General features: G+C 64.3%; 11 protein-coding genes. 4 read left to right on the top strand and 7 right to left on the bottom strand.

What is annotated here, in order from left to right; translation table 11 throughout:
- The coding region (locus PHE40_RS08355) for an ABC transporter ATP-binding protein (protein WP_299960701.1) at positions 1-820 on the bottom strand (820 nt) is incomplete at its 3' end.
- Complete coding sequence (locus PHE40_RS08350; protein ID WP_299960699.1) at positions 817-1818, bottom strand: efflux RND transporter periplasmic adaptor subunit; 1002 nt, start codon at positions 1816-1818, stop codon at positions 817-819. The genes PHE40_RS08355 and PHE40_RS08350, both read right to left, overlap by 4 nt.
- A gap of 271 nt (positions 1819-2089) precedes the next feature.
- Here PHE40_RS08350 and PHE40_RS08345 point away from each other — a divergent pair, with 271 nt between their 5' ends.
- Positions 2090-3622, top strand: a complete 1533-nt coding sequence (locus PHE40_RS08345; protein ID WP_299960697.1) for a CYTH and CHAD domain-containing protein — start codon at positions 2090-2092, stop codon at positions 3620-3622.
- Between the two features lie 38 nt (positions 3623-3660).
- Here PHE40_RS08345 and thpR read toward each other — a convergent pair whose 3' ends face one another.
- Together thpR and PHE40_RS08335 are read right to left on the bottom strand one after the other, a co-directional pair.
- On the bottom strand, positions 3661-4194 hold the full coding sequence (gene thpR, locus PHE40_RS08340; RefSeq protein WP_299960696.1) for an RNA 2',3'-cyclic phosphodiesterase: 534 nt from the start codon (positions 4192-4194) through the stop codon (positions 3661-3663).
- An 81-nt stretch (positions 4195-4275) separates the two neighbouring features.
- Positions 4276-6042 carry an aminopeptidase P family protein gene (locus PHE40_RS08335; protein ID WP_299960694.1) on the bottom strand — a complete coding sequence of 589 codons (1767 nt, stop codon included), beginning with the start codon at positions 6040-6042 and terminating at the stop codon, positions 4276-4278.
- Between the two features lie 149 nt (positions 6043-6191).
- Between PHE40_RS08335 and PHE40_RS08330 the strand changes: the two genes are divergently transcribed.
- A complete protein-coding gene (locus tag PHE40_RS08330; RefSeq protein ID WP_299960692.1) occupies positions 6192-6422 on the top strand; it encodes a DUF1127 domain-containing protein in 231 nt (76 codons plus the stop codon).
- A gap of 29 nt (positions 6423-6451) precedes the next feature.
- Here the strand turns inward: PHE40_RS08330 and PHE40_RS08325 are convergent, their stop codons facing one another.
- The 3 genes from PHE40_RS08325 to metF are packed head-to-tail and all read right to left on the bottom strand — an operon-like array spanning position 6452 to position 10402.
- Positions 6452-7330 carry a 50S ribosomal protein L11 methyltransferase gene (locus tag PHE40_RS08325; RefSeq protein ID WP_299960690.1) on the bottom strand — a complete coding sequence of 293 codons (879 nt, stop codon included), beginning with the start codon at positions 7328-7330 and terminating at the stop codon, positions 6452-6454.
- On the bottom strand, positions 7320-9473 hold the full coding sequence (locus PHE40_RS08320) for an ATP-dependent helicase (protein ID WP_299960688.1): 2154 nt from the start codon (positions 9471-9473) through the stop codon (positions 7320-7322). The genes PHE40_RS08325 and PHE40_RS08320 overlap by 11 nt, the downstream gene beginning before the upstream one ends.
- Positions 9470-10402 (bottom strand): methylenetetrahydrofolate reductase [NAD(P)H], encoded by a 933-nt coding sequence (gene metF, locus PHE40_RS08315; RefSeq protein ID WP_299960686.1) that lies wholly within the window; start codon positions 10400-10402, stop codon positions 9470-9472. The genes PHE40_RS08320 and metF overlap by 4 nt, the downstream gene beginning before the upstream one ends.
- 195 nt (positions 10403-10597) lie before the next feature.
- On the opposite strand from metF, the gene PHE40_RS08310 reads away from it, so the two are divergent.
- Together PHE40_RS08310 and PHE40_RS08305 are read left to right on the top strand one after the other, a co-directional pair.
- Complete coding sequence (locus tag PHE40_RS08310; RefSeq protein WP_299960685.1) at positions 10598-11389, top strand: VacJ family lipoprotein; 792 nt, start codon at positions 10598-10600, stop codon at positions 11387-11389.
- Between the two features lie 30 nt (positions 11390-11419).
- A partial coding sequence (locus tag PHE40_RS08305) for a phospholipid-binding protein MlaC (RefSeq protein WP_299960683.1) occupies positions 11420-11958 on the top strand: 539 nt, incomplete at its 3' end.

Below are 11958 nucleotides of genomic sequence, written 5' to 3'. Positions count from 1 at the left end.
GCGCGCGGCGGGCGGCGTCGTCAACGCGCACGTTTACGCGGTCGCCCATCAGCAGCAGGCCCAGCACGCCGGGGGCATCGGCGAGGGCTGCGCGCACGGCGCGCGGGTCTGCCGCGGTGATGGCCAGCAGCATCCCCGGCATCGCTTGCTTCAGCCTGGCCGGGGTGTCGCAATAATGGATTTTGCCAGCATGCATCAGCGCCAGGCGCGAGCAACGCTCGGCTTCGTCCATATAGGCGGTGGAGAGCACGATGGTGACGCCGCTTTCGCGCAGATTGTAGAGAATGCCCCAGAAGTCGCGGCGCGAAACAGGGTCGACCCCGGTGGTGGGCTCATCGAGCAGCAGCACGCTGGGGGTATGGATGAGCGCGCAAACCAGGCCGAGTTTCTGCTTCATGCCGCCCGAAAGCTGGCCTGCGAGGCGTTTTTGAAAAGGGATCAGCCCCGCAGCCTCCAGCAGTTCCCGCGCGCGGGCGAGGCGGATTTTGCGCGGCACGGAGAACAGCTCGGCATAGAAGAAGATGTTCTCGGCGACGGTCAGGTCCTCATACAGGCCAAAGCGCTGGGGCATGTAGCTGAGTTTTGATTTTGCGGCTTCCGGGTTGGCGATGACATCGATGCCCTCCACGGCGATGCCGCCGGAATCAGGCCGGAGCACGCCCGCCAGCATCCGCATGACGGTGGTTTTTCCCGCGCCGTCCGGCCCGGCGAAGCCGAAGATTTCACCGCGCTGGATACTGAAGCTGATATCGCGCACCGCCGCCGTGGCGCCGAAGCTGCGCGCCAAGTTTTGCGCGGTGATGGTGGCGGCGCTGCTCATGGCCCGGCGGGGAGCAAGGCGATTTTGGCCTCGGCGGGCATGCCGGGGAGCAGCTCATGGGTTGGGTTGGCGATGTCGATGCGCACCCGGTAGACGAGGGTGACCCGTTCCGCATGGGTTTCCACGGTTTTGGGGGTGAATTCAGCTTCCGGCGAGATGAAGCTGATGCGCCCGGCGTAAATTTTGCCGGGGTAGGTGTCGGTGGTTACGTCCACCGCCTCGCCGAGGCGGATTTTGCCGAGGTCCGGCTCGTTGATGTAGGCGCGCAGCCAGACATGGTCCAGATCGTCAAGCGTGAAGATGGCGACGCCAGGGGCGGCGAGCTCGCCAAGCTCCGCCTCGCGCACCGCGATGACGCCGCTGAAAGGCGCGCGCAACGTGGTGTAGGAGAGGGTGATGTCATCCAATGCCAGTTTGGCGCGCGCGGCGCTCTCACTGGCTTTGGCGAGGCCGATGTTGGCCTGCGCCACCTGCACCAGGGCGGCATCATGCGCCACCGTGGCGGCGGCTTGCCGGGCGGCGGTGCGCGCGAGGTCACGCGCCTGCACCGAGACGGTGCGGGTGTTTACCAGGGCCTGGGCGCGCTGGTAGTCCTGCTGCGCCTGAAGCTGGCCGAACTGGTCGCTTGCCAGGGTGCTTTGCGCGGCGGCGAGGTTGCTTATGCTCACGGCCACCTGCGCGGCGGCGGTTTGTACATTGGCGGCGTCGATGGCGGCCTGCTGGCGGTAGAGGCGGTCATCCACCTGGGCCAGCACGCTGCCTGCCTGCATGGTGGCGCCTTCATCGAAGGGCAGGGCCGTGATCGGCGCCTGTACGCTGGTAAAGCTGAGCACGCTCTCATGCGCCTCGATATTGCCGGAGACGATGACATGCCCCGCACCCGGCGGCGGCCCGAACAGCACGGGCGCGTACCAGAGGGCCAAGCCGCCGGCGAGCACGAGAACAATGGCGCTACCCAGCAGAATACGCTTTTTGGCGCTGGGCTTGTCTTCCGGCATTTTGGTAACTCCTTGTTATTTTTGTGTAGGCTAGGCGCACGCGGCTGGCCTTGACCTGAATCAACGCAGGCGCGGTCTTGAGACTATGCCTGCAAACCGGTTGCGGACAACCGGCCAGGGTAGGCGGTTTGGACATGGCGGCGCAACCGTTATAAGCTGCGCGGTATTGGTTTTTTCCGTAATCGGGTGCGAACCCCAGCTGACGGATTTCTGTATTTTGCCCGCATCAGACCAGCCCGCCGCCAGTCCTGAAAATCCGCTGATACCGCAGATGAGCGCGGCCATGCGTGAGGAGGAGTTGAAGTTCGTGCTTGCCCCGGCGGCTTTTGCAGCCGCGCAGCAATGGGAGCGGCTGGATGTGCCCGCGCGGCGCCCGCGCGCGCGGCGGCTGGTTACGGTTTATTTCGACACGGCGGCAGGCGATCTGGCGCGGCACAAGGCGAGTTTGCGCGTGCGCACCGTGAACCGCCGTCATGTCATCACCTTCAAATGGACGGGCAGTTTTGCCGGAGGGTGGTTCGAGCGCGGCGAGGTTGAAGCGGTAAGTCCCACGCCGGAGCTGGATATTGACCTGCTGCCGCCCGAGATGGCGCAGGCGATTACCCGGCTTACCGCGGGGCGCAGGCTGGAGGCGGTTTACAGCAGCGATATCAAGCGCGTCGTCAGGACGATCCACGAGGAAGCTGCCACAATCGAGGTGGCGTTTGACGTGGGGGTGATTAGCGCGGGCGAGAAAACCTGCCCGGTGCGCGAAATAGAGATGGAGCGCAAATCCGGCGGCGCGGCGGCGCTGTATCGCCTGGGGCTGGCGTTTGTGGCGGCGTTCCCAACGCGGCTGGAGAGCCAGAGCAAGGCCGAGCGCGGCGCGGCGCTGGCTGCGGGCAAGGCGCCGGAGGCGGTGCGCGCGGTGGCGGGTTTGCAGGGAGAGCCGGTGCTCGATAGCGCGATCGGCCAGTTGATCAACGCCTGCCTGGGGCAGTTCATCGCCAACTGGCCGGCGTTTGAAGCGGGCGATGCGGTGAAGGCGGTGCACCAGATGCGCGTGGCGATGCGCCGGTTGCGCTCGGTGCTGGGGCTGTTCCAACGCGCGTTTCCCAATGCGGGGTTTGCGGTTTTTCGTGAGCAGGCCAGGGATATCGCCAACGCGATGGGCGAGGCGCGCAACTGGGATGTGTTTGCAGCGATGGTTAGGCACGGGCCGGCTCCGGCCTTTGCCGATGAACCTGGCTTTGAGAGTTTGCTGGCGCAGGTTGAACAATTCCGCGCGGCTGGGCATGAGGCGGTGCGCGCGTTGCTGGCCGGGCCGCAGACCATGCGCTTTGTGCTGGGCTTGCAGGGGTTCGCCGCGGCGCATGGCTGGCGCAACGCGCTGGAGGGCGAGGCGTTGCCGGATTTGAGCATGCCGGCCAGGGAGTTCGCGGGCGCAAGCCTGGCGCGGCTGCATCGTAAATTACTGCGCGACGGCAAGAATATCGAACATCTCGCGGCGGTGGAACGCCACGAGCTGCGCAAGGATTTGAAGAAGCTGCGCTATGCGGTCGATTTTTTTGGCGGGTTGTTCGATGCGCGCAAGCAACTGGCACCCTATGCCAGGAGTTTGGCAAAATTGCAGGATAGGCTTGGGATTTTCAACGATCTTGCCGTGGCGCACGAGCTGGCGCTGCGGCTTGCCGCCGGTGATGACGGCGCGGCCTGCCGTGCGGTGGGGATTGTGCTGGGTTGGTGCGCCCGCGGCGCCGTGGAGGATGACGAGCAGCTACGCCGGATCTGGAAGAAGGTTAAAAAAGTGAAGCTGTTCGCGTAGCATGCACGCTGCAAGAGCGGCGGCTGCGGGGTGGGCGCCTACCCCAGCGCATATTCCGCCTCGGGCGTATAGGTCGGCTGGTCCTTGCCGAGAAAACTGCTGAACAGGGTTACGTTGTCAGCGCGGATCGGCGCTGAGCGGTAGAGGTTGTGCGCCTGCACGAAGCTGGTGATGGCCGGGGTTACCGGCATGTCCATCCGCGCCAGGGTGACATGCGGGGTAAACCGCCGCCGGTCCGCCGGGATGCCGACACGGTGCAGCGCGGTTTCCACCTTCGTCTGCAACCGCACGAGGTCGGCGTTGCGCTCCACCCCGGCCCAGAGCATCGAGACGCGGCCGTATTTCTCGAACCAGCCAAGCCCGGAGAGGCAAAAGGAAAAGCTGCGGCCGCGCAGGGTGGCGAGCGCCAGGTCTATTTCCTCGGCCTGCAGGCGGTTGGCCTCGCCGATGAAGCGCAGGGTGAGATGGAAATTCTCCGCAGGCACCCAGCGTGCGCCGGGAATATTGCAGGAAAGATCTGCAAGTTCTTCTTTGACCTCCCACGGGAGGTCCAGAGCAACGAACAAGCGCATGGTTCGGTCACCTTACAGCTTGGGGTCCGGCGCGAATCGCGCCCTGTAATTTTGCAATACCGGCGTTTGCCGGGTCAATGTTTATATTTTGGCGGTGGCCTGCGCCAGCCAGCCGCGGGCATCGGCTGGCAGATGCGGGGAAAGCTCGGCGTAGACTCTGGCATGGTAGGTATTCAGCCAATCTAGCGCCGGGGCGGTGAGCAGGGCGGGGTTGATCAACGCGCGGTCAAACGGGGCGAGGGTGAGCGTTTCGAAGCGCAGAAATTTGCGCTTTTGCGCGGGAAATTCGGCAGGCTGCACCAGCACGAGGTTTTCCAGCCGGATGCCGTAGGCGCCGGGGAGGTAGAAGCCGGGTTCATTGGAGAGGATCATGCCTGCTTGCAGCGCCACGGGTTTTGCCGCGCGCGAGATGCTGGCCGGCCCCTCATGCACCGAGAGATAGGAGCCGACGCCATGGCCGGTGCCGTGGTCGTAATCCAGCCCCGCCTGCCACAGCGCCGCGCGGGCGAAGGAGTCCAGATGAGCCCCGGCGATGCCTTCGGGGAAGACCATCCGCGCCAGCGCGATATGCCCGGCGAGAACACGAGTGACATGCTCGCGTACCAAATCAGGCGCGGGGCCGGGGCCGGTCCAGATGGTGCGGGTGATATCGGTGGTGCCATCGAGATACTGGCCGCCGCTGTCGATGAGGTAGACTTCGTTGGGCTTTATCGGGCGGTTGCTCTGCGGGGTGACCCGGTAGTGGATGATGGCGCCATGTTCGCCCGTGCCTGAGATGGCGGGGAAGCTCTCGCCTTTAAAATGCTGTTCCCGCCCGCGCTCGGCCAGCAGGGCTTCAGCCGCTGAGATTTCGGTTTGCGCGCCGGTGGGGGCGGTCTTCGCCAGCCAGGCGAGGAAGCGCACCATGGCCGCGCCGTCGCGCTGGTGGGCGGCGCGTGCGCCTGCTTGTTCCACGGGGTTTTTCAGGGCGCGCGGCAGGGCGGTGGGGTCCGGCGCTTCGGCGATTTTCGCGCCGGCCGCCTCCAGCGTGGTTTTGAACCAGACGGGCATGGCGGCGGGGTCGTAGCGGACGGCTTTACCGGCCAGCGCCGCCAGGGCGGCGGGCAGGGCGGCGCGCTCGGCCAGGGTAACATCGGGGCCGAGCTGCGCGCGGGTCTCGGGCGGGAGTTTTGCGCCGGGCATGAACAGGGTGGCGGTGGAATCCGCGAAGAGCAGGGCGAAACCCAGGGCGATGGGGGTGAACTCAACATCCGCGCCGCGAATGTTGAACAGCCAGGCGAGGGAGGCGGGGTCGGAGAGGATGGCGGCGTCTTGCCCGGCTTCGCGCAATGCCGCGCCTAGCCGCGCGCGTTTTGCCCCGGCACTCTCCCCGGTGAAGGCTTGCGGGTGCGCCACCGCTGGGGCGAGCGGCGGGGCGGGGCGGCTGGCCCAGATCTCGTCCACTGGGTTGGGCTGGGTGGCCACCATGGCGCTGGCGGCGAAGCGGGCCAGAGAGTCAGCGCTTAGCAGCCAGGGGTCGTAGCCGATGCGCAACCCGGCGGCGTGGTGCGCCAGCCAGTCCTCCGGTTTGGTTTCGGTGATGTGCAGGCGCTCCCACAGGGCGGGGTCGGTCTGTTGTTCGAGTTGCAGGGTGTAGCGGCCATCGGAGAACACGGCCGCACGGCCGGGCAGGACGATCGCCAGCCCGGCAGAGCCGGTGAAGCCGGTGATGAAGGCCAGCCGCTCGGCCGAAGCCGGGACATATTCGCCCAGATGTTCGTCAGCCCGGGGGATGATGAAGCCATCCAGCCCGCGTGATTTGAGGGTGGCGCGCAGGGCTGTAAGCCGGGCGTTATGTTCTGAGGTCATGCAGTTCCATTTGCTATGTGTTGATTGCATGGCTGCGCTGGTGCCAAACCGTGTCTGAAAACAGCCCAACCGTGTTAAGTGCGGTGCAGCATAAACGCTGCTGGATCACGTTGAACCGGCCGTTATGCGGGAAAAAACAGGTGCCCATTATGACGACCACTATCGACAACCATTCTTCTTTCGGCAAGCTCGGCGAGCTTTTATTTGCTCGTCAGCGTCCGTATGCGGAAGCTAAGCAGCACAAGGGTCTGCGGGATGGTTTCAAAGCCTGGCGCAAGCGCCGGGAAGCGGAAGCTGAGCTGGAACGGCTCTCTGACCGTGAACTAGCAGATATCGGCGTGAGCCGCGCTGACATACACGCAGCCGTAAGAGGCTTCTAAAAAGAGGGGGCGCTGCCCCCTTTTTTATTTCAGGGCTTACGCAGGGTTAAAATCGACCAGGCGCCGTCGATCAGACGGTGTTCCAGCACCAGCCCGGCGCGGCGGTGAGCCGAGAGCACCCAGTTGGCCTGGGTGGTAAGCAGCCCAGCTAAAATGGCGGTGCCGCCGGGCGCCAGGCTTTCTCCCAGTTGATGCGCCATGGCGCAGAGCGGGCGGGCGAGGATATTGGCGAATACCAGATCATAGGGTGCATTGCGCTTGATGCGCTTGTCCACCCAGCCATCGGCACGGATGGCGTGCACCAGCCCGGCGACGCCGTTGAGCGTGGCGTTGGCGTTGGCGACACGGGCGGCGCGTGAGTCGATATCGCTCGCCAATACGCGCTGGCGCAGCAGCTTGGCGGCGGCGATGGCGAGAATCCCCGAGCCGGTGCCAAGGTCCAGGATGCGGCGCGGGTGGTGGTATTGCGCCAGGCGCTCCAGCGCGATGAGGCAGCCGCGGGTGGAGTTATGCTCGCCGGTGCCAAAGGCGAGGCCGGCATCCAGCGTGAGGGTGATGCGCCCTGGAATTTCCGGGGCGTTGATATGCGTGCCGCGCACGACGAAGCGCCGCCCGATGGTCTGCTCGGGGAATGCCGCCTTGGTGCGCGCCAGCCAGCCGCCGACGGGAACCAGGGCGCGGGTGATCTCGGGCGTGACGCCGGTGAGCATCTCAGCCACGGCGAGGGCGGATTCCAGCTCCGCCTCATGGGCGCCGCGCTCCTTCACGCCCTGGATGTCCCAGATGTTCAGGTCCTCGTTATGGAAGAAGGACACCGCGCGGCAGACGGAGCCTAGCGCGGCCTCGAAAAAATCCAGCGCGTCAGCCGGGACGGTGAGCGCGATGCAGTCCAGTTGCTCAGGCATCATGCCGTTCCACGAAATTGCTCAGCACGCGTTTTTCTCCTGATGTCTCGAAGTCGATGTCCAGCCGGTCGCCCTCGGCGGCCAGCACGGTTCCATAGCCGAATTTTTGGTGAAAGACCCGCGCGCCGACTGGAATTTTCGCGCTGGCCGGTGGTTTTGCCGGCGCGCGGGCCTGCACCGGAAAGCTGACCGGCGCACCCCAGCGCGGCTGCTGGCTGGCCGCGGCCGAGCCGGTGTGGGTGATGAATGCCTCTGGCAGTTCCGCGATGAAACGGCTGGGGATGGAATCCTGCCAGCCGGCATAGGTGCGCCGGCGCCCGGCGTGGGTGATGATGGCGCGGTGGCGCGCGCGGGTGATGCCGACATAGGCCAGGCGGCGTTCTTCCTCCAGGCTTTTGTTGCCGCCCTCGTCCAGCGCGCGCTGGTTGGGGAACACACCTTCCTCCCAGCCGGGGAGGAACACGGTGTCAAATTCCAACCCCTTGGCGCCGTGCAGGGTCATCATGGCGAGTTTGGCGTCGCCGCTGTTTTCCTCGTTCTCCATCACCAGCGAGACATGCTCAAGGAATGCCTGCAAGGATTCGAAATCAGCCAGGGCGCGGATCAGCTCTTTCAGGTTCTCCAGCCGCCCTGGTGCTTCGGGCGATTTGTCGGCCTTCCACATGGCGATGTAGCCGGATTCCTCGAGCATGGTCCCCAGCGTGACAACATGACCCTCACGCTCCAGCGTGGCGCGCCAATGGTCGAAGTTTTGCAGCAGCGCGCGCACGGTTTCGCGTAGCTTGCCCTTGAAGCCGCCTTCCTGCACCAGCAGCCCCGTGGCGGCGTAGAGCGAGACCTGCGCGGTGCGGGATTTGCCGTGCATGGCGCGCAGGGAGGTATCGCCGATGCCGCGCTTGGGTAAATTCACGATGCGCTCGAAGGCGAGGTCATCAGCCGGTTGCGCCAGCACGCGCAGATAAGCCACCGCGTCACGGATTTCCGCACGCTCATAGAAGCGCAGGCCGCCGATGATGCGATAGGGAATCCCTAGCAGGATCATGCGTTCTTCAAAAGCGCGGGTTTGGAAACCAGCGCGTACCAGAATCGCCATTTCAGCCAGGGATTGTCCGGCGCGGCGGTAGGTGTCAACACGCCCGCTGATCATGCGGGCCTCCTCCTCGGAATCCCACAGCGCCACCACTTCGACATTCTCGCCCGTGGCATCAGCCCGCCCGGCGTGCAGGGTTTTGCCCAGCCGCCCGGCGTTATGCGCGATGAGATGCGAGGCGGCGGCGAGAATCGGCGCGGTGGAACGGTAGTTGGCTTCCAGCCGCACGATTTTCGCGCCGGGAAAATCTCGTTCGAATTTCAGGATGTTCTCGATCTCGGCACCACGCCAGGAGTAGATGCTCTGGTCGTCATCGCCCACGCAGCAGATGTTCTTATGCGATTGCGCGAGCAGGCGCAGCCAATAATATTGCACCAGGTTGGTGTCCTGGTATTCGTCCACCAGAATGTATTTGAACATGTTCTGATAAGTGGCGAGGACTTCGGGGTCTTTTTTCAGCAGATTGACGGTGAGCAGCAGCAGATCGCCAAAATCGGCGGCGTTCAGCGCCTTCAGCCGGTCCTGGTAATCGCGGTACAGGGCCTCGGCCTTGCCGTTCGCGAAATCCGTTGATTCCGCCATGGGAATTTCACCCGGCATGAAGCCCTTGTCTTTCCATTTTTGGATTTGCGCCATCAGCGCGGGTGCGGGCCAGCGTTTTATATCAATCCGCGTGGCTTCCATCACCTGCTTGAGCAGGCGCATCTGATCGTCGGAGTCCAGGATGGAGAAATTACTCGTCAAGCCCGCACGCTCGGCGAAGCGGCGCAGCATGCGCGCGCCCAGGGCGTGGAAGGTGCCGAGCCACAGCCCCTCGGCCGGCTGGCCGAGGATTTTGTCCACGCGTTCGCGCATTTCGCGCGCCGCCTTGTTGGTGAAGGTGACGGTGAGAATCTGGTTGGGGTAGGCGCGGCGGCTGAGCAGGATATGTGCGAATCTGGTGGTGAGCACGCGCGTTTTGCCGGTGCCGGCACCGGCCAGCACCAGCACCGGGCCTTCGGTGGTCTCCACGGCATCGCGCTGCGCCTGATTCAGGCCATCCAGATAATTTGTCATGCGGTTAAGGGTTTTACACCTAGAATCCGCGCGATGGCATAGACCAGATCCGGGCGGTTGAGGGTGTAGAAGTGGAATTCGTCAATGCCGTTGGCCTGTAGGATGCGCACCTGCTCGGCGGTGGTGGCGGCGGCGACCATGCGGCGGGTTTCGATATCGTCATCTAGGCCCTCGAACAGCGCGGCCATCCATTTCGGCACGGAGGTGCCGCACGCCGCGCAGAAGCTGGCGGCCTGCTTGAAGTTGGAGACGGGCATGATGCCGGGGACGATTGGCGCCGTGATGCCGGCGGCAAGCGCCTTGTCGAGGAAGTTCAGGTAGATGCCGTTGTTGAAGAACACCTGGGTGATGGCGCGGGTGGCTCCGGCGTCAAGCTTGCGCTTGAGGTTGTCGAGGTCGGCCTGCGGGCTGAGCGCCTGGGGATGAACCTCGGGGTAGGCGGCGACGGTGATCTCGAAATCAGCGATGCGGCGCAGCCCGGCGACGAGATCGGACGCGAAGGCGTAGCCGCCGGGGTGCGGGGTGTAGGCCTCGCCGTTGGGCGCATCGCCGCGCAGGGCGACGATGTGTTTAACCCCCGCGGCCCAGTAGCGGCGGGCAACTTCGTCCACCTCCTCGCGCGTGGCGCCAACGCAGGTGAGGTGCGCGGCCGGGGTGAGGCTGGTTTCCTTGGCGATGCGCAGCACCGTGGCATGGGTGCGCTCCTGCGTGGAGCCGCCAGCGCCGTAGGTGACAGAGACAAATTGAGGCCGCAAGGTGGCCAGGCGTTCGATGCAGGCCCAGAGCTGAGCCTCCAGCGCCGGGGTTTTGGGCGGGAAGAATTCGAAGGAAATGGCCGGCGGGGCCGCACCCTCGCGGGCGGGCAGGGGGGCGATGCGCGCGAAGGCGGCCCAGCGTTGCAGAGTGGCAGGGGGCGGGGAATGGATCATACTGGTTCCGTGACAGCACCGCCGGATTTTCGCAAGGGCTTCATACGGTTCGCGGGCATGGATTTCGCCTGGTCACCGAAGATAGAAGGGGCATGTGTTTCTGGCTGTGGTATCTGAGTTGAAGCCGCGTTATTGAGCAACACATATATGGAGCCGCCCAGCCTGGGGGGCTGGGTTAAGTGGGGATTGAACAGTATGAAGATGACCGTGAAACGAAGGTTGAGCCGGGTATTCAGCCTGGCGGCGCCCGGGCTGCTGCTCCCAGTTCTGCTGGCGGGCTGCGCCACCGCGCCGCCGCGGACGGATACGCTAGATTACCAGGCCTACCAGCAGCAGAACGATCCGCTGGAGCCAACCAACCGGGTTTTCTACGCTGTGAATGACAAGATCGACACCTATGCCTTCAAGCCGTTGGCGCAGGGGTATGTGGATATCACCACGCAGCCGATCCGCACCCATGTGGGCGATTTCATCACCAATATCGGCGAGCCCGCGCGCTGGGCGAATTTCATGCTGGAAGGCAAGCCGACAGACGCGGGCACGGCGTTTGTGCGCTTCCTGCTCAACTCCACCATTGGCATTGGCGGCATTTTCGACCCCGCGGCGGCGCTGGGCTATCCTGAGACGGATACCGATTTCGGCATGACGCTGGCGATCTGGGGCGTGCCCGCCGGACCGTATTTGTATCTGCCGGTGTTTGGCCCTTCCGGCGCGCGCGATATCTGGAACCTGCCGGTTGAATATTTTGCCACGCCGATGGAGATTGCGCCCGCGAGCGGCGCGCTCACCGATTTCGGTTATGCACAGACCGGGCTGCACCTCATCAACACGCGGGCTGCTTTCATTGGCCCGATTGACCAGGTGAAGGCCACCGCGCTCGACCCCTATGCCACATTTAGGAGCCTTTATCGCCAAAGTCGTGACTCAGAGTTGCAGCTAATTGATGAGCGCGACACGCCAGTGCCCAATCCCTGGGCGCATCGATAGCCGCCGACACTAACCATAAGGACTTAAATAATGTATCTTCGCCGTTTGCTTCTGGGTGCTATCGCCTGCGCTCCCGTGCTGGCCGCCATGCCCAGCTTCGCCCAGGCCGCGTTGGTGCCGGCCGATGCCGCCAAGGCTTTCATCACTCAATCTGGCCAGCAGCTGGTTTCGGTTGTGAACAGCAACGCCAGCAGCACGCAAAAGGCCGATGAGCTGCGCGAGCTGGTCAACAAAATCGTCGCGGTCAATCATGTGGGGGACTACGTGCTGGGGCGGTATCTCAATGTCGCCACGCCCGATCAGCACACGCAGTTCCTCAACCTGTTTCATCAGTTGCTGTCCTACAACATCACCTACCAGATCAAAGCCTATCAGGGTCTCAGCTTTGTGGTGAACGGGGCGACGCCGATGGGCAACGACATGGTGGTGCACACCACCATCACCAGCCCCGGCAAGGCGCCGGCCGATGTGGGCTGGGCGGTGGACGAGGTGAACGGCCAGCCTAAGATCGTTGACGTGATCGTGGCTGGGACCAGCCTGCGGATCACCACCCGTAATGATTATGCCTC

Source organism: Acidocella sp., assembly GCF_028687955.1.
Classification (GTDB): Bacteria; Pseudomonadota; Alphaproteobacteria; order Acetobacterales; family Acetobacteraceae; genus Acidocella.
This window is presented reverse-complemented; position numbering and strand designations above follow the sequence as displayed.

Coding starts and splice junctions, on each gene's coding strand:
- PHE40_RS08350 (WP_299960699.1), bottom strand. CDS start 1,818: ATGCCGGAAGACAAGCCCAGCGCCAAAAAGCGTATTCTGCTGGGTAGC.
- PHE40_RS08345 (WP_299960697.1), top strand. CDS start 2,090: ATGAGCGCGGCCATGCGTGAGGAGGAGTTGAAGTTCGTGCTTGCCCCG.
- thpR (WP_299960696.1), bottom strand. CDS start 4,194: ATGCGCTTGTTCGTTGCTCTGGACCTCCCGTGGGAGGTCAAAGAAGAA.
- PHE40_RS08335 (WP_299960694.1), bottom strand. CDS start 6,042: ATGACCTCAGAACATAACGCCCGGCTTACAGCCCTGCGCGCCACCCTC.
- PHE40_RS08330 (WP_299960692.1), top strand. CDS start 6,192: ATGACGACCACTATCGACAACCATTCTTCTTTCGGCAAGCTCGGCGAG.
- PHE40_RS08325 (WP_299960690.1), bottom strand. CDS start 7,330: ATGATGCCTGAGCAACTGGACTGCATCGCGCTCACCGTCCCGGCTGAC.
- PHE40_RS08320 (WP_299960688.1), bottom strand. CDS start 9,473: ATGACAAATTATCTGGATGGCCTGAATCAGGCGCAGCGCGATGCCGTG.
- metF (WP_299960686.1), bottom strand. CDS start 10,402: ATGATCCATTCCCCGCCCCCTGCCACTCTGCAACGCTGGGCCGCCTTC.
- PHE40_RS08310 (WP_299960685.1), top strand. CDS start 10,598: ATGAAGATGACCGTGAAACGAAGGTTGAGCCGGGTATTCAGCCTGGCG.